Below are 17275 nucleotides of genomic sequence, written 5' to 3'. Positions count from 1 at the left end.
ATTTATGATGTGCTTAATTTGATGAAGGAAGTAGGGAAGAAAATGGGGAGAGCGTATAAAAAAATAGCTATTACAATGATGGTCGGTGCACTTTCACTTGTAGCGTTTGGGTGTGAGGCAGAAAAAAAGGTTATAAATCCAAACACAACACAGGAAAAGAAGGAAGAACAAATTGATCCAGTAGTTGAAAAACAGATGAAAGAAAATGAGAAAAATGGGAATACGGTTGGAAACAGTTCTAATAAAGGGAAGATGGTAGAGAGTAATGGATGGGTTTACTATGCGGTAAATAGTGATAAAAATACAGGAGGCATTTATCGTACGAAAGATCAATTTCAAACAGCAGAGCCTGTAATAAAAGGCGTAAATGCTTCTTACATAAATATAAAAGATAAATCTTTATATTTTATTCATACGGATAAAGATAAGAATGCAGGATTATCTTCTTTAATGAAGTATGATATATCTAGCAAAAAGCTAGACACGTTAAAAGATGATACAAATTATGTTTATATAAAAGACCAAACTTTATTTTATCCGAAAAAATATTCTGAGCATGGTGGCTTTGATATTGTAGGGATTGTAAAAATGGATTTGAAAACGGGACAGGAAGAAGAAGCGGCATTTAAAAACTCTGGTTGGTCTCGAACGATAGACGATAGTATTCTACATTGGAATAAAAATCGTGGAACGCAAGTGACAAACGATAATAAAACTTGGTCAAAAGAAAATTATGCAACAATATCTAGTGCTACGTATAATAATGAAAAATTATATGCTGTTGTCGACTTCTCGTTACCTTTTGAAACAAATGAAGCTGAGCATGGCATATATGAAATAGACATTCAACAAAATAATGAAAAGCTATTGGTAAAGGATGCTTTGCAGATGAATGTGAAAGGGGATACTTTTTATTATTTAAAAAAGGACGGAGTATATAAGAAGAAAATGAATAGTGGAAATGAAAAAGTGATTTATAATAAAGCGGTTGAACCAATGAAATCCTATTTATATTTTGTAGCAGGAGATATGTATCTCTATACGGATAACGGGACTATTTTGAATCTAGATACAAAGAAATCAAATGAAGCACAAGATAAGAAGTTAGCAGATGACGGTATGTTACAGAAAGTATGGAATGCACAGAAGGAACTTACTAATATTCAAATGGCTGCACTAACAGGAAACCCAAAACGAGTAGGGGATTTTTCGTACGGGGAATTAGTGAATCCTATTTATAATACGAGGGATACTTTAGAGACTACGCTATCTACGTACTTCTCAAAATCATTTATAGCAGAGTATATGAAGAGTAAGTATATTAAAGAGTTAAATGGAAAAATGCACTATGCTATTGGAGATCCAGGGTCAAAAGCAGCGACTAAATTCACGAAAATTATTTCTGCCGATTTGAAGGATGGGAAAATAAAAGCGCAGGTAGAAACGTATAATGACTATGATAATGTAACGGAAAAAGTAGAAGTTGAATTTGTTTATGAAAATAATCAATGGGTTATTAATAACATGCCACGTTTTGGTTTAAGTTAAAAAAACCACCAAGCATTCTGCTTGGTGGTTTTGTATTATGACTCTAATTTTTTCGCGCGTCTTAATAGAAAAAGAAAGACAATGACGAAGAAACCAAGTATAAGGAAGAACCCATATTGTTTTATATAATCCATTACGTCATCTGCGCTTGTTGGTTTTTCAACGTGAATGCCATCTTTGTTAGTCGTAATATGAATATCTTTCATTTTCACTTCATTTGTTTCTTTTTGTAAATCAATCCATTCTATATTTGGAATACTTTCTAGATCCTTTAATACTTCTTTTAATGGTTTCACACCTAAGTAAGGATGATAGAATGCACCAATAACTCCATCGGATAATTTAGCAACAGATACAGCACGTTCTTTCATCTTTGCAATAGCATGTGGCTTATCTTCTTCAATAAAGCCAACTGTTTCAGGCATTAATTTCATCCCGTGTAAAAATGATGGGGTACTTGTATAAAATGGTGAGTGCATGGATTTCCAAGTTGTATCACTTAACTGTAGTTGTCCTACATAAGTTGAAAAGTACCTTGATAATATTTCATATCCTTTTTGAGACATCGTGTAATGAGGTGCTTCAAATGCGACAGGATATAGTTTGGCATCTACAAGTTCTTGAATACCTTTTTCAATATGATCAGTCGTATACTTTTCTTCAAACTCTTCCCCTTTTTTTACATATGCATTATATGCTTCGACATTAGGGAAGTCATCTTTTGTTTTTGGTTTTTCATGCTTCGGTTGACGAATTGGTTGATCTGTTTTTACGTCCCAAAATTCAAAACCTTCCCCAGTTTCACTATCATAAAATTGATGCGTATAACCATGCATAATAATTGCTGCACCATCATCTTGCATAGAGCGTAAAAGATCGACTAGTTCGGGTTTATCTTTTAAATGCAGTGTTTTACCTGTCTCGGGATCTGTATATACAGGAATAACAGTGATCATGTAAGGAATCTTTTTCTCTTTTAGTAATTCAGCAATTTCTTTTAATTGATTTATATCTGCGGCCGGATGAACGTCCTCAAGACGCAAATAAGCCTCTACTTTATTTGTCGTTGGCTTTTGTCCAAAGTAAGAAAATAACATTTCACCGACGTAATGAGACATCCAGTCAAAGAGGTGTGGCGTTGCCACGTAATAAGATGTTTCATGCTGAACGATTAGTGGGTTCTTGTTATTTGAACTTACAGCGTTAGCAAGAATAGTTCCGTTTGTATCAAAAGATTGAATCAATCGTTCCTCTTCTAAAGTGTTTTTTAGCTTATGGCTTGGATATTCGATTTTATTAACTCGTATATCACTATCCTTTAGAGTAATGAAAGAAAAGCGATTAGATAATTGTTCAACATTTTGTCCTAGAACTAATACTGGGCCTGAGAAATTTTCTATCAGTTGTTTTGCTTCAGCAGGAAACTCTTCCTTTTGTTCACCGATATAGACAATATGTGTATAAGAAGATGAATTAGTAATTTCATTAGCTTGTTTTAAACTTTTCGTAGTTATATCGTTTGTAAAATGGCCTAATTGAATATTAAGGATTTGAATATTATTTGTAATTTTATCGTCTTTTGTACTATATAAAACAAGTACTTTTGGTTTTGGTGACGTTTGTGCAGAGGTGTGGATAGGGATAAGTAGTAAAATGCTGAACAAGAGTATTATGCACTTTTTCATTTGGTCTGCTCCTATTCTATATGTAGAGTTCAATTTACAATTATATACAAGAAATAAGTTATAGTCTATGAAAGTTACATTTTTGCACATATTTACCAGCTGTTTTTTCACAAAATCGGTCTAAAGCATGATGATAATATGTATAGTTATTTGCTATGATAAAAGGGTAAGAGAATGATAGAATGTTGGTAATTGTAAAGGGAAGAAGGCTGAAAGGGGACAAATTTCAGCGGAGAAAGAGGTAGAGGTAGTGAAGAAATTCTTTGTAGGATTTTTAGTTGTTCTTGGGGTGTACTTATATTTCCAAGGAAAGTCTGAAGGAATGGGCAAGTTAATGAATGAGACAAGCTATGTTGACTCAGAAGAAGCAAAACAGATGAAACAAATTATTATAGAGGAAGCAAAGAAAGTCAATCTTCCAGAATGGATACCTCTTACAATTGCCGAACATGAAAGCCGGTTAAATCCAAGAAGTGTTGGAGATAATGGAACTTCATTCGGATTGTTTCAATTGCATCGCGGTGGCGGACTTGCACCAGAGCATTTAACTGATGAAGAGTTGAAAGATCCACGTACAAATGCGCAAATTGCAATGCCGCATTTAATGAAAGGATATAAGCGCGGGGTGCAAAAAGGTTTGACTGATTTTGCATTACTAAAATATATAGCAAATACATCTGGATGGCCGGGAAATTTAGGGCCAGAGTGGACGGATAATAACATGAAGTATAACGTCGGGTTAGAGGACGTGTACTATCGAAATAAAGGTGTAATCAAAGAGTAGGTTTTCTATACCTACTCTGTTTTTTTGTGAATAATTGTATCTTTTTCGCTCGTGAAGTACTGCGCGAGTTGTATTTTCACGTCTTCTAGCTTTGTAGAAACTTGTGGTATTTTATATCCTACATATAAGGGTGAAACGACAAACCTAGGAACAACTTTACAAATGATTTTTCCATTTAAGTGATAGAAAAATAAGTTATAACTACTACATCCTTTATGGAAATCTGTCAGTATGTAACGTACAGTTTGTTGAATATAATTTGCTAGTTCATCTATGCATTCAACATCTTCAATGATGATATTAAATTCAGTAAAACCGATAATAGGACGATCTGAAATATTGAGTTCAATGTGTTCGTTTTTTTGCACAATTACTCCTTGGAAGTTTTCCTGTTCTACGTTATCGAGGTAGTCTACATATTTCATTCCAATAATCTGCATGTGTGCATGATGCAAACTTCCGCCTGAGAATGGACCATGGTTTTTGTATAAAATCACAGATGTGAATTCTTCATTCTTCTGTAAGTCTAACCAATGTTGAATGGAGAAACGGATTAGCGATCTCATATGTTCTTCTGTATATGTCGCAATATGGTCTTCACAATTATCTGTTTCGATTAGCACCGTTTGAAATGTATCTTTTAATGTAGGAAATTTGTTTTTTAGCCAAATAATTGAGTCCTCAGTTGCTAAAATATCCGTTAAATTTTCTCTGTCACAAAAAGGACATGTGGCGCTTCTATTCCGAATGCTTTCTGGTTTTTGTTTGCCAATATCGTTTAAAAAGTATAGTTGTTGTGTATCCATTTGTATGTATGCCCCTTTAAAATGTGTGTAAAAATCCCGCTTAATACATTCGGGAAAGGGAGAAGGAAATCCTTTAAAGGGGATAGGAAAAATAAAAGACAAGATATCCTCATTAAGATAGGGTACCTTGTCTTTTATTTTTTCTTTAATAATGTGTATGGATAATATAGATTGTTTTTATTGTGCTTCTTTTTTCTATTTTTTATTGTGTATAAGGCAATTGCTGTACTTGCGATTACAATAATGGCTTTCTTCATATTCATTTACCCCTTTTTTATTGTTCGTTTAATTCTTGGCTAACTGCTTTTGCATCAACTAGAGCGTGTAAAATCATTTTTACCATGTTTATCATATTCCTTCACTCCTTTTTATAGTTCGTTTAGTTCTTTTACAACTGCTTGTCCGTTCACTAATACCTCAAAGATTGCTTTTACGATTTCTTTCATCATGATTGTTTACCTCCTTTTGTTGTCTCTCTTGTTTACATCTTTATTGTATAGGGAGGCGCTTTTTCGTACTATCGCTTTCCATTACGTGAACATAACAGTGTTGTAAGATTTGATGTCACTTATTGAAATGTTTAGTCTATCTTCATTATTTTCAGAAAAATGACTATTCAAACATGAAATGGGGAAGTATAATAAAGAAGTAAGTATTAAATTCCGTACGAAAGAGGTGAATGAGATGAAACGTTCTTTAGCTGCACGTGCCAAATTTTTAGATTATATCTATTTTTGTCGTGCGATTTTTCATGATGTAGTTGTTAACGGGATACGTCTGTCCTTTTTTAACAATTGCATAGTAGCTATTGAACGATAGAAATCTCTTCACCCATTTTTAATAAACGTGTGAAAAGGGAGCTATTTGGCTTCCTTTTTCTATGCCGAAAACCATGGGGAATGTTTCTTTCCCATGGTTTTTTATATTGAAAGGAGTACGGAAAATGACAATTTGTAGTGTAAATAATGTAACGAAATCTTTTGGTGGAAACATCATATTTGAAAATATATCGCTTGAAATAAAGAATGGTGAACGTGTTGGATTAGTTGGTCGTAACGGTAGTGGGAAGACAACAATCTTTCAGCTTCTAACTGGAATGGAAAGTTTGGATGCAGGGGACATTCATATGAAGAAAGGTACATGTATTGGTCATGTGGCACAAATTCCGAAATTTGATGAGGGTATGAATATATATGATGTATTGAGTTCCGCCTTTAAAACAGAAAAGGAATTAGAAAGAGAAATGCGTGCTTTAGAAAAACATATGGCAGAAGAACGGGAACCGTCTGCTTTACAAAGATTAATGGAGAGATACGGAGTAATCCAAGAAAAGTTTGCGTTTCTTGGTGGTTATGAAATAGAAGCGAATATGATGAAGGTAGCAAACGGTCTACAGGTGACAGAACTATTTCTCCGATCATTTTCCGAGTTAAGTGGTGGGGAACAAACAAAAGTAAGCCTTGCATACATGTTGTTGCAGAAACCAGATTTACTTCTATTAGATGAACCAACCAATCATTTAGATTTATTCGCCGTAGAATGGCTAGAGCAATTTTTAAAAGAATACAATGGAACGGTTATGGTCATTTCACATGATCGCTATTTCCTTGATGAAGTTGTAACGAAGATTTTTGATTTAGAAGATGGAGAGATTCACGTGTATCATACGAACTATTCTCAGTTTGTTGAGGAAAAGGAAGAACGGTTACTTCAGGAGTTTCAGGCTTATCAAGAACAGCAAAAGAAAATAAAGAAAATGAAAGAAGCAATTAAACGACTACGTGAATGGGCAAATCAGGCGAATCCTCCGAATGAAGGATTGCATAAGAGAGCGAGAAGTATGGAACGTGCACTGGAACGTATAGAGAAACTAAAGAAACCTATTTTAGAACGAAAACAAATGGGACTTCAGTTTGAAGGGAAAGAGAGAAGTGGGAAAGATGTTGTTGTAATGAAAGAAGTGAGTAAAGGATTTGCTGGCCACCCTTTATTTAACGAAGCGAATTTACATGTTCGTTTTCAAGAGCGTGCGGCGATCGTTGGTCGTAATGGTACAGGAAAGACAACGTTACTAAAGTTATTATTAGAAGAAATAGAACCAGACGTTGGAGAAATCCGTATTGGTAGTAGTGTGAAAATCGGTTATTTATCACAACATGCGTACGGAAATATGAAGAGTAATGTATTAGAGGCTTTCAGGGAATATGTAGCTGTAACAGAGGGAGAAGCGAGACATATATTAGCTAGGTTTTTATTTTATGGTCCAGCGGTGTTTAAGAAAGTAACGCAACTGAGCGGTGGAGAAAAAATGAGGTTAAGACTTGCGCAACTTATGTATCAAGATATCAATTTTTTAATTTTAGATGAGCCGACAAACCATCTCGACATTGAATCAAGGGAAGTTTTAGAGGAAGCTCTTGAGCAATATAATGGAACGATTTTAGCTGTTTCACATGATCGTTATTTTTTAAATAAGTTATTTGAAAAGACGTATTGGATTGATGAGCATAAATTATTTGAGTTTGCAGGGAACTACGCATGGGCTCGTCAAAAGTGGGAAGAAAAGCTCGAGAAACAAGTAATAAAGCAGCAACGCCGAGGAAGAAAAAATATTGAAACAGCTCCTGTAAAAAAGAAAGAAGTTAGGAATGTTGAGGGTATTGAAACGGAGTTAATGTATGTAGAAGAGGATATATATGCGCTTGAGTGTAAGATGGAACATGTAGTTGATGTTGAAATGCTTGAACAATTGTATGAAGAAAAAACGAAGAAAGAGTTGTTACGAGCGGAGTTATATAATGAGTTAGAGAATATTGTGGAGTAAAAAGTAGAAAGCGAATCCCTTCAGCTTTGCTGAAGGGATTCGCTTTTTTGTACTCATATTTTACTTTAAGAGAAAAATAAAAATTGTGTTTCACGTGAAACAGTAAATTTGATACATCTTTGTTCCGTAATTTACATAGATTGTAAAACATAAATGATATTAGGGATTTTTTGGATCGGTTACTTATTTCCCGAGACATAAGTATGTGAAACGGCGGATCAGGATTGAAAATAAAAAAGCAGAGTTACAGCTTTACGCGCTGAACTCTGCTTTCTTTTTGTGTCGTATCTTCCCTTGTTGAAATGATAATGGCGATCCCGAGCATAATAAAAAAAGCTAAAAAGAGGACGAACTTTGGGAAGAATGGGAATAGTAATAGAGCCCCGACTATCATAATTGTTAATAATACGTAGTGCAGGACGTATTGGAATAGGTTGTCCATGTTTTCGCCCCCTTTTTGGTAATTGGTTATTAGTATTCTATGTTTCATACTGAACGAATAGAAGTGAATTTTTAATTTTTTAATACGAAATAAAAGAGAACGATTGACATGTTTAAAGGAAAGGAATAATCTTGAAATTAATTCATACTATTTTTATAGGAAAAATAAAGATAGTTACAGAGAGGAGGCCTATGTTCCTGCATCGATAAAAATTAGGAAGGTAAAGGTGAGAGGGCAATGAAAAATGCTTTTAAAGGAGCACTTGCTACATTTCTTAGTGTGTCAGTATTACTAGCCGGATGTGGTCAAGAGGAAGCAAGTACAAATGAAGCCGGGAACGTACTAAAAGTAAAAGATGAATTTATTAAGGCGAGCGACAAATCAAAAAGTCCTACAAAAGTAAATGAAAGAAAAGATACTTTTGTAGTTGGAATGCCGAGCCCTGGAGGGATATTCCTTCCGCACTTTATGGAGAATGGATGGGATGGTAATATAACGCAAGCTATCTTTGCGCCTCTCGTTGGACTGGATAAGGAAGGGAAACCAATTCCCATTTTGGCGAAGAAGTGGGATATTTCGGAGGATCAGCTTACATATACATTCCATTTGAAAGATAATTTGAAGTTTAGTGATGGTAAACCGTTAACTGCGGAGGATGTAGCATTTACATTAACGTTATTACATGATCCAACTTATAGTGGTGCGACTGATATAAGCCAAACAGCAATAAAAGGTGGGCAAGCATATAAAGAAGGAAAAGCGAATTCTATTGAGGGAATTCAAGTCATTGATCCGAAAACAATTAGGATTACGACTGAAAAGGTAAATGCTCAAACGCTATCATTAATCGGTGGAGAAGTTATATCTAAAGCGTATTACGGGAAAGAGTATAAACAAGGACACTTGGAGTATTTAAAAGAGTTGTATGGGAAGCCGGTGGGAGCAGGAGCTTATAAGTTAGATCAATATATTCCTAGTCAAGAGGTTCGATTTGTAGCAAATGAAAATTATTTTGAAGGAAAACCGAAGATTGAGCACTTTATTTATAAAATTACAAAGGGTGATACGAAGTTACAACAATTTCAAGCAGGAGAAGTAGATTATGATGGTTTTACGACAAACGTGGAGACCATTGAGCAATTAAAAGATTTAGGTTTTGCTAATATTAATGTGTATACAGGAAGCTCTTATGGCTACATTAAAATGAATTATAAGAAGCCATACTTTAAAGATAAACGTGTCCGCCAAGCATTTATTTACGGATTAGAGCGTCAAAAGGTTATTGATACGTATTTCCAAGGATATGCGTCACTCGTTAATGTACCGATTACGCCAGTTTCATGGGCGTATACAGAAGAGGGCATTAATAAATATGAGTATAACTTAGAGAAGGCGAAGAAATTACTGGATGAGGCTGGATGGAAAGCGGGTTCGGATGGAATTCGTGAAAAAGATGGACAAAAATTGAAAGTAAGTTATTTTGCCTCATCAGCAAGTAAAATAAATGATGTAATGATTCCTGTGATGAAAGAAGATTATAAAAAGTTGGGTATAGAGTTTAACCCAGAATATATGGACTTTAATACGATGATTTCAAAAGTGATAAAAGGTGATTATGATTTAGCGATGGTATCTACGCCAATGATTGATGATCCGAGCGGAACGATTGAAGAGTTTGTTTCAACAAGTAAACGAAATTATGATGGATATTATAATCCGAAAGTAGATGAATTAGCTAAGCAAGCATTAGAAACGTTGGATATTGAAAAGCGAAAAGAAATTTATAAAAAGTTATATCAAGAATTAAGCGAAGACCCGCCTGTAATCTTCTTGAATAATAGCAAAGTGGTGTCTGCACATAATGCACGAATTCAAGGATTACAAGAAGATAACTATAACGGTATTTTATTAAGTTTACCTAAATTAAAGATAGAATAGAAATTTTCGAAATATTTATTTAGAAAGAATTGACAAAATATAACTGACGATATAAGCTAATAACCATAAAGTCTACCGGAAAGGTCGGAATAGGATTGTTACCCCTCAAAAACATCTATTTTTTACGATTAAAACCGACTTTTCCGATTGACTATAAAATGTTGCTGTGGGAGGCATACATAAGGCAAGCAGTTCATAAGGTTTAATTATTAAAAAAAGTTAGGGTGGGGACAATGAAGAAAAAGACAAAAAAATGGGCTGGTGTATTTTCAGTATTACTGAGTAGTTCGCTTGTGTTATCTGCTTGTGGGGGACAGGAAGATACGGCTTCTACAGAACCAGTAAAAAAGCAGGATTTAAAAGACTCTAAGATTGAATCAATTCCAGCTACAGATAAAAAGAAAAGTCCAGAGAAAGCAAATCAGCGAAAAGATACGTTTATTACAGCCATTTCTAAGCCAGGGGGAGTTTTCCTTCCATATTTCCAAGATAATGGTTGGGATGGAAATGTAACGTCTGTTATTTTTGCGTCACTAGTAACAACAGACAAACAAAGTAAACCTATTCCGGACCTTGCAGAAAAATGGGATATTTCTGCTGACCAGTTAACATATACATTCCATTTACGTAAAAATTTAAAATTTAGTGATGGGTCGCCTTTAACAGCGGATGACGTAGCATTTACATTAACACTACTTCATGATAAAGCGTATGAAGGTGGATTGGATATTGCTCAGTATGCTGTTAAAGGCGGGAAGGAATATAAAGAAGGAAAAGCAACTTCTATTGAAGGAATTCAAGTTGTTGATCCACAGACAATTAAAATTACGACTGAAAAAGTTAATTCACAGGCGCTAACTAATTTAGGTGGCCCAGTACTATCAAAAGCTTATTATGGAAAAGATTATAAACAAAATACAAGTTTAGACTATTTAAAAGCATTATATGGGCAACCAATTGCAGCGGGTCCATATAAATTTGAAAAATATGTTCCAGGTCAAGAAGTACGCTTCGTTGCTAACGAAAATTATTATGCAGGTAAACCAAAAATCAAAAACTTTATTTACAAAATCACATCAGGTGATACTGGATTCCAATTATTCCAAACAGGTGAACTGGACTATAGTGGATTTAGAGCAAATCCTGAGAATATAGACCAATTAAAAGGATTAGAGTTTGCAAATATTAATCTTGAATCATCAAGTGATATTGCTTATATCTATGTAAATAATAAGAAATCGTATTTGAAGGATAAGAAGGTACGTCAAGCACTTACTTATGGATTAGACCGTAAGAAGTATGTGGATACAGCTTTACAAGGATATGGATCTGTTGCTAACGTACCAATTGCGCCAGTTTCATGGGCATATACAGAAGAAGGTATTAATAAATATCCACATGACGTAGAAAAGGCTAAAAAATTATTGGATGAGGCTGGCTGGAAAGTAGGTTCTGACGGGGTTCGTGAAAAAGATGGTCAAAAACTAAAATTAACATATTACGCATCAAATACAGGTAAGACAAATGATATCTTTATTCCAATTGCAAAAGAAAGTTACAAAGAAATCGGTGTTGAATTAAATCCAGAGTTGATGGACTTTAATACGATGCTTTCAAAAGTAGGAAAAGGTGACTACGATTTAGCGGCAGTTTCAACACCAGGAATTAGTGATCCAAGTGAAGTTGTAAGTGATTACTTATCAACTAATCCAAAAAGTGATACGGGTTATAACAACCCGAAAGTAGATGACTTGATTGTAAAAGGTATAGGGACGACAGATATTGAAAAACGTAAAGCAATTTATAAAGAACTGTATAAAGAGTTAAGTGATGATCCACCAGTTATTTTATTAAACTATCGTAAACTACTTTATGCTCATAATGCACGTATAAAAGGAATTGATCCAGAAAAGTACGATAGCATTAGTTCCAACTTACCAGTGTTATCTATTGAACAATAAGGGTTGACCTAAATAATAGAAGGCGTTTTTTCATACAGCGATGGAATAGTAGCTGTTTTGAAAAAATGTTCTTCTATTTTTAAGTAAATAGGATTGGGGAGACAAAAGGTGAAAACATATATCGTTCGTAGGTTCCTTCAAATGATCCCTACATTGTTTGGTACATCTATTATTATTTTTTTCTTATTTGCACTTTTGCCGGGGGATTATATTGATTCAAATCCAAAGTTAACACCAGAGAGAGCTCAAGAGTTAAGGGAATTGTATGGCTTAAACAAACCAATTATTGAAAGATATTTTCAATGGTTAGTGAATGCTTTGCATGGTGATTTTGGATTTTCTCTACAGTATCAAGAACCTGTAACTTCATTACTTAATAAATTTATTTGGAATACATTTATCGTTGCTGTTGCAGCTTTATTTTTCACTTGGATTATTGCTCTTATTATTGGGGTTATTTCTGCAACAAAGCAGCACTCTTGGTTTGATAGATTGGTAACAATCGGTGTCTTTGCAGCAATGTCATTTCCATCATTCTTTATCGGATTATTTTTAATTAAATTATTAGCAGTTGATTTAAAGTTATTACCTATTGGTGGCATGATTGATATTGGGAGTAACTCAACAGGAATAGCATACATATTAGAAGTATTACGTCATATGATTCTACCTGTATTTATTTTAACGCTTCTTGGTGTAGGATCATTAACACGATATTTTAGAACAAGCATGTTGGATGTTGTTAGGCAAGATTATATTCGTACTGCTCGTGCAAAAGGTTTAAAAGAAAGAACCGTTATTTATAAACATGCATTGAAAAATGCAATTTTGCCAGCAATTACATTACTTGCTTTTGAATTACCTGGTTTATTTTCAGGAGCGATTATTATTGAACAGATTTTTAATTGGCCAGGGATTGGGAGTATTCAATTAGAAGCATTAAACTTCCGTGATTATACGGTATTAATGGCCTTTACAATGTTTCTTTCTTGTTTAACAATTATGGCTAATTTCTTAGCTGATATTGTATATGCGTTTGTTGATCCAAGAATTCGATTGAAGTAAGGGGGGAAAGATATGGAGACTATTACACCAATAATAGAGAAAAAGAAAGAACGAAAAAAGAGAAATGAATCATCACCATGGCGCCAAGCGTATAAAAAAATTAAGAAAAATAAGATGGCACTGTGTGGCTTATACGTTTTAATATTTATGTTTTTATTTAGTTTTATCGGTCCAATCTTTTCGCCGTATGCTGATGGGAAAGTACAAGTAACACAAATTAATAAACCACCCAGCCTGTCACATTGGCTTGGAACAGACCAGTTGGGACGGGATATTTTAACTAGACTTATGCAAGCAGGGCGTATTTCATTAACAATTGGTTTAGCGTCGATGCTATTATCCGTTATACTAGGAGCTTTATTAGGAGCAATTGCTGGTTTTTATCGAGGGGTTGTAGATCATTTAATTATGCGTGTTGCGGATGTGTTAATGTCCATTCCGGGATTACCGCTACTTATTATAATGGGAGCAATTTTATCAGAATGGAAATTACCATCGGAATACCGTTTATATGTTGTAATGATTATTTTAAGTTTAGTAGGATGGCCAGGACTTGCCCGGCTTGTGAGAGGACAAATTTTAACATTGCGGGAGCAAGCCTTTATGCAAGCAGCAGATGTATTAGGATTAAAGGATTCTCGGAAAATTATTCATCATTTAATTCCTAACGTCTTTCCGTTGCTTATTGTTGTAGCAACTTTGGGTGTTGCAGGTTCAATTTTGAGTGAGTCCGCACTAAGTTACTTAGGTCTCGGAGTCGTCCCACCTACACCATCATGGGGGAATATGATTAGCGCAGCTAACTCGTTAATTGATTTCCAAAAGCGTCCGTGGTTATGGATTCCGCCTGGTTTTGCAATCTTTATAACAGTTGTATCCATTAATTTACTTGGTGATGCACTTCGTGATGCGTTAGATCCAAAGATGAGACGGTAGGTGAGAAGGTATGAGTAAAGCGGTAGTAGAGCTGAAAGACTTACAAACACACTTTCAGACAGAAGAAGGGACAGTAAAAGCTGTGAATCACGTTAGTTTTACAGTTCGAGAAGGTGAAACTGTTTGTGTTGTAGGTGAATCGGGTTGCGGGAAAAGTGTAACAGCTTTATCCATTATGGGACTTATTGCTGAATCAGGCAGTGTAGTAGGTGGGGATATTTTATATGAAGGAAAAAGTCTTTTAGGAATGAAAGAGAAAGAGCTTCGTAGTTTACGAGGAAATGATATTGCGATGATTTTCCAAGAGCCGATGACATCGCTAAATCCTGTCTTCACTGTAGGTGAACAAATTGTAGAGACGTTAAGAGAGCATGAATTACTTAGTAAAAATGAAGCATATAAGAAGGCAATTGAGTTAATTCGTAAAGTCGGCATAGCTCGTGCGGATGAAATCGTCCACTCTTATCCGCACGAACTGAGTGGTGGAATGTTACAACGTATTATGATTGCTGTTGCACTTAGTTGTAATCCTAAGTTATTAATTGCTGATGAACCGACAACGGCTCTTGATGTTACAATTCAAGCTCAAATATTAGATTTATTAAGACAAGTAAAAGAGGAATTTAAAACATCAATTTTATTAATTACACATGATTTAGGCGTTGTAGCTGAGATGGCTGATTACGTTGTCGTTATGTATGGTGGGAAAGTGATTGAAGAAGCACCAGTACTAGAGATATTCCAAAATCCGAAACACCCGTATACGAAGGGCTTGTTGAAATCAAAACCAGTGATGGGAAAACGAATAGATAAACTATATTCTATTCCAGGGCAAGTTCCTAATTTAGTTGGTTTGGATGAATTTTGCTACTTTAGCGGTCGTTGTGAGCATTGTATGGAAATATGTAAAGAAGAAGCGCCAAATCTGAATGTACATGATGAAAATCATAAAGTAGCTTGTTGGTTATATGAGGAGCGTGCGGAACAATGAGTGAACCATTATTAGAAGTAAAAAACTTAAAAACATATTTTCCGATTAAAGGCGGCATATTTAGTAGAACGGTTGGACATGTAAAAGCAGTTGATGGAGTAAGTTTTACTATTAATAAAGGGGAAGTGTTCGGTCTCGTTGGTGAATCAGGAAGCGGAAAAACGACGATAGGAAAAACAATTTTACGTCTCGTTCAAAAAACGGAGGGAGAAGTGAAGTTTAAAGGACACGATGTTCATTCTTTATCAAAAGAGGAATTGAGAAAACATCGTCCTAATATGCAGCTTGTGTTTCAAGATCCATTTAGCTCATTAAATCCGAGAATGAGAATTGGAGAAGCACTTGGCGAGCCGATGTTGGCTCACGGACTAGCGACGAAAGAAAATGTTCGTGAAAAAGTGACAGAAGTATTAGAGTTATGTGGTTTAGCCCCATATCATATTGACCGGTACCCTCATGAGTTTTCTGGTGGACAACGTCAGCGTATCGTTATCGCAAGAGCAATGGTATTAAATCCAGAATTTATTGTAGCTGACGAACCTGTGGCAGCACTAGATGTATCTATTCAAGCACAGATCATTAATTTATTTAGTGAGTTACAGGAGAAAAAGGGACTATCTTATTTGTTCATTTCACATGATTTAAGCGTAGTAGAGCACTTATGTACGAAAATTGGAATTATGTATTTAGGAACGATTGTGGAAACAGCGCCGCGTGATGAGTTATTTACGAACCCACTTCATCCGTATACAAAAGCATTGTTATCAGCTGTGCCAATACCAGATCCAACAGTGAAGCGAGAGCGGATTATACTAGAGGGTGATATTCCAAGTCCAGCAAATCCACCTTCGGGTTGTCGCTTTCATACACGTTGCCCGTTTGCAACAGATATTTGTAAACAAACGGTACCAGAATTCCGTAATGTTGGTGAAGAGCATTTTGTTGCTTGTCATCATGTATAAAAGAAAAGGACCCTTTCAAATTGAAAGAGTCCTTTTTTTATTTACTAGATGAAGTTTGTTTCAATACAAATTTCTCGATTGCGTGAGCAACCCCATGCTCATTATTTGTTAATGTTACGACATCACATAGTTTTTTTACATCTTCTTCAGCATTTCCCATTGCAACTGATAAGCCAGCTACTTGTAACATTGGCACATCATTAAAGTTGTCCCCGATTGCAATAGTATCTTCAATTGGTATATTGAGATAAGCAGCCATTTCTTGTAGACCGTTCCCTTTATGACCGTGCTTATCCATAATTTCTACATTAGTAGGAGCTGATGCGGTAACTGAAATATCAGTGTCTTCTTGTAACATGCTTAATAGCTGTGCACGATGCGCTGCATTAAATGTCAAAATGAAGAATTTAGATATTTCTAATTCTGGATTATTTACAACATCTTCGATTTTTTGAAAATCAGTAATTAAGTTTGATTTCTTTTGTTTTTCTGTAATTCTTTCAAGTTCTTCAAGTGTAACATCTAGTGCATGCTTGTTTTCTTCGAACGCTTGCATGACTTGATCTTGCCATGTATATGGAGAATAAACTCCTTTATTCGTATATAGCTTATAAGGAAAACCTTCAGATTCTAGTAATTTTGCAAGCTTGTATACTTTATCATTTTGTAAACAACGCGAGTTAATTACTTTTCCATCCACATAAACAATTGCCCCATTGCTCGCTCCAACTGGAAGAGATAGTTTATATTCTTCCAATAATTTCAAAGCATCCTCTTTTGCACGACCAGAACAAATCATGACTATATGACCAGCCTCTTTTGCAGTTTGGATAGCTTGTAAGTTCTCTTTGGAGATTTCAAGATTAGATGATAGTAGCGTACCATCCATATCTAATGCGATTAATTTCAAAATGACCACCTCTTTGCTTTTATTATACATAGTTATATAGAGGAAACATATAAACTTATCTTGGAAAAATCGTATTTTATCTCGCGTGAACCGTCAGTAAAAATTTGATAGGCGTCATCTTATTACTTTGAATATGCACTTTAATTTGTAACAAAAATAGAGGTAGGTATGAAGGTATTTCGTTATATGACTGTAATATTACAATAACATTACAAACTTCAACTTAGTAGAAAGTGCATTAAAATAGGGTTTTTAAGGGTGTTTATAAAAAAACGTAAAAAAAGTGTAATAAAATTTACGTAATTATATTGCAACGTAACAATAGTTATGTTACATTAATGTTACAAACGTTACGTTAATAACTTTAATGTAACGCTAACATAAAAACTATGAAATAAACATTTCTTAGAAATTACATATAGA

General features: G+C 34.8%; 15 protein-coding genes. 10 read left to right on the top strand and 5 right to left on the bottom strand.

From position 1 onward, the window contains the following. Positions 1-42: 42 nt before the first annotated feature. Positions 43-1548, top strand: a complete 1506-nt coding sequence (locus DN392_RS01015) for a DL-endopeptidase inhibitor IseA family protein (RefSeq protein ID WP_064056426.1) — start codon at positions 43-45, stop codon at positions 1546-1548. Positions 1549-1583: 35 nt separating this feature from the next. Here DN392_RS01015 and DN392_RS01010 read toward each other — a convergent pair whose 3' ends face one another. After that, positions 1584-3233, bottom strand: a complete 1650-nt coding sequence (locus DN392_RS01010) for a DUF2334 domain-containing protein (RefSeq protein WP_064056427.1) — start codon at positions 3231-3233, stop codon at positions 1584-1586. Between the two features lie 250 nt (positions 3234-3483). On the opposite strand from DN392_RS01010, the gene DN392_RS01005 reads away from it, so the two are divergent. Next, on the top strand, positions 3484-4017 hold the full coding sequence (locus tag DN392_RS01005; protein ID WP_000713257.1) for a transglycosylase SLT domain-containing protein: 534 nt from the start codon (positions 3484-3486) through the stop codon (positions 4015-4017). Positions 4018-4028: 11 nt separating this feature from the next. On the opposite strand, the gene DN392_RS01000 is transcribed toward DN392_RS01005, so the two are convergent. Both DN392_RS01000 and DN392_RS00995 read right to left on the bottom strand, forming a co-directional pair. Further along, a complete protein-coding gene (locus DN392_RS01000; RefSeq protein ID WP_000381057.1) occupies positions 4029-4823 on the bottom strand; it encodes a DUF4931 domain-containing protein in 795 nt (264 codons plus the stop codon). 134 nt (positions 4824-4957) lie between these two features. After that, the gene (locus tag DN392_RS00995) at positions 4958-5086 is read right to left on the bottom strand and encodes a hypothetical protein (protein WP_002109112.1); all 129 of its coding nucleotides are present in this window, start codon (positions 5084-5086) and stop codon (positions 4958-4960) included. A gap of 421 nt (positions 5087-5507) precedes the next feature. Here DN392_RS00995 and DN392_RS30215 point away from each other — a divergent pair, with 421 nt between their 5' ends. Both DN392_RS30215 and abc-f read left to right on the top strand, forming a co-directional pair. Continuing rightward, positions 5508-5642, top strand: coding sequence for an RAxF-45 family protein (locus DN392_RS30215; protein ID WP_046956655.1), 135 nt, complete (start codon positions 5508-5510; stop codon positions 5640-5642). 124 nt (positions 5643-5766) lie between these two features. Beyond that, on the top strand, positions 5767-7647 hold the full coding sequence (gene abc-f / locus DN392_RS00990) for a ribosomal protection-like ABC-F family protein (RefSeq protein WP_000150919.1): 1881 nt from the start codon (positions 5767-5769) through the stop codon (positions 7645-7647). A gap of 244 nt (positions 7648-7891) precedes the next feature. Here abc-f and DN392_RS00985 read toward each other — a convergent pair whose 3' ends face one another. Further along, positions 7892-8089: a hypothetical protein gene (locus DN392_RS00985; protein ID WP_000369259.1), complete on the bottom strand. Its 198-nt coding sequence runs from the start codon at positions 8087-8089 to the stop codon at positions 7892-7894. Positions 8090-8326: 237 nt separating this feature from the next. On the opposite strand from DN392_RS00985, the gene DN392_RS00980 reads away from it, so the two are divergent. The 6 genes from DN392_RS00980 to DN392_RS00955 all read left to right on the top strand — a co-directional run bounded on the left by DN392_RS00980 (position 8327) and on the right by DN392_RS00955 (position 15942). Continuing rightward, the gene (locus tag DN392_RS00980; RefSeq protein WP_000785086.1) at positions 8327-10027 is read left to right on the top strand and encodes an ABC transporter substrate-binding protein; all 1701 of its coding nucleotides are present in this window, start codon (positions 8327-8329) and stop codon (positions 10025-10027) included. Positions 10028-10260: 233 nt separating this feature from the next. Then, a complete protein-coding gene (locus DN392_RS00975) occupies positions 10261-11988 on the top strand; it encodes an ABC transporter substrate-binding protein (RefSeq protein ID WP_000730673.1) in 1728 nt (575 codons plus the stop codon). Between the two features lie 108 nt (positions 11989-12096). After that, on the top strand, positions 12097-13053 hold the full coding sequence (locus DN392_RS00970) for an ABC transporter permease (RefSeq protein WP_000860732.1): 957 nt from the start codon (positions 12097-12099) through the stop codon (positions 13051-13053). Positions 13054-13065: 12 nt separating this feature from the next. After that, positions 13066-13989 carry an oligopeptide ABC transporter permease gene (gene opp4C / locus DN392_RS00965; protein WP_000447957.1) on the top strand — a complete coding sequence of 308 codons (924 nt, stop codon included), beginning with the start codon at positions 13066-13068 and terminating at the stop codon, positions 13987-13989. 10 nt (positions 13990-13999) lie between these two features. Then, on the top strand, positions 14000-14980 hold the full coding sequence (locus DN392_RS00960) for an ABC transporter ATP-binding protein (RefSeq protein ID WP_000030796.1): 981 nt from the start codon (positions 14000-14002) through the stop codon (positions 14978-14980). Further along, complete coding sequence (locus DN392_RS00955; RefSeq protein WP_001294507.1) at positions 14977-15942, top strand: ABC transporter ATP-binding protein; 966 nt, start codon at positions 14977-14979, stop codon at positions 15940-15942. Before DN392_RS00960 ends, DN392_RS00955 begins: the two co-directional genes overlap by 4 nt. Positions 15943-15979: 37 nt before the next feature. Here the strand turns inward: DN392_RS00955 and DN392_RS00950 are convergent, their stop codons facing one another. Next, positions 15980-16852 (bottom strand): Cof-type HAD-IIB family hydrolase, encoded by an 873-nt coding sequence (locus tag DN392_RS00950; protein WP_088321372.1) that lies wholly within the window; start codon positions 16850-16852, stop codon positions 15980-15982. Between the last annotated feature and the right edge of the window lie 423 nt (positions 16853-17275).

Source organism: Bacillus sp. BB51/4 (assembly GCF_008368845.1).
In the GTDB taxonomy this organism is placed as follows: domain Bacteria; phylum Bacillota; class Bacilli; order Bacillales; family Bacillaceae_G; genus Bacillus_A; species Bacillus_A wiedmannii.
The sequence above is the reverse complement of the archived record's forward strand: the minus strand, read 5'-3'. Positions and strand labels throughout refer to the sequence as shown.

Coding starts and splice junctions, on each gene's coding strand:
- DN392_RS01015 (WP_064056426.1), top strand. CDS start 43: ATGGGGAGAGCGTATAAAAAAATAGCTATTACAATGATGGTCGGTGCA.
- DN392_RS01010 (WP_064056427.1), bottom strand. CDS start 3,233: ATGAAAAAGTGCATAATACTCTTGTTCAGCATTTTACTACTTATCCCT.
- DN392_RS01000 (WP_000381057.1), bottom strand. CDS start 4,823: ATGGATACACAACAACTATACTTTTTAAACGATATTGGCAAACAAAAA.
- DN392_RS00995 (WP_002109112.1), bottom strand. CDS start 5,086: ATGAATATGAAGAAAGCCATTATTGTAATCGCAAGTACAGCAATTGCC.
- DN392_RS30215 (WP_046956655.1), top strand. CDS start 5,508: ATGAAACGTTCTTTAGCTGCACGTGCCAAATTTTTAGATTATATCTAT.
- abc-f (WP_000150919.1), top strand. CDS start 5,767: ATGACAATTTGTAGTGTAAATAATGTAACGAAATCTTTTGGTGGAAAC.
- DN392_RS00985 (WP_000369259.1), bottom strand. CDS start 8,089: ATGGACAACCTATTCCAATACGTCCTGCACTACGTATTATTAACAATT.
- DN392_RS00980 (WP_000785086.1), top strand. CDS start 8,327: ATGAAAAATGCTTTTAAAGGAGCACTTGCTACATTTCTTAGTGTGTCA.
- DN392_RS00975 (WP_000730673.1), top strand. CDS start 10,261: ATGAAGAAAAAGACAAAAAAATGGGCTGGTGTATTTTCAGTATTACTG.
- opp4C (WP_000447957.1), top strand. CDS start 13,066: ATGGAGACTATTACACCAATAATAGAGAAAAAGAAAGAACGAAAAAAG.
- DN392_RS00960 (WP_000030796.1), top strand. CDS start 14,000: ATGAGTAAAGCGGTAGTAGAGCTGAAAGACTTACAAACACACTTTCAG.
- DN392_RS00955 (WP_001294507.1), top strand. CDS start 14,977: ATGAGTGAACCATTATTAGAAGTAAAAAACTTAAAAACATATTTTCCG.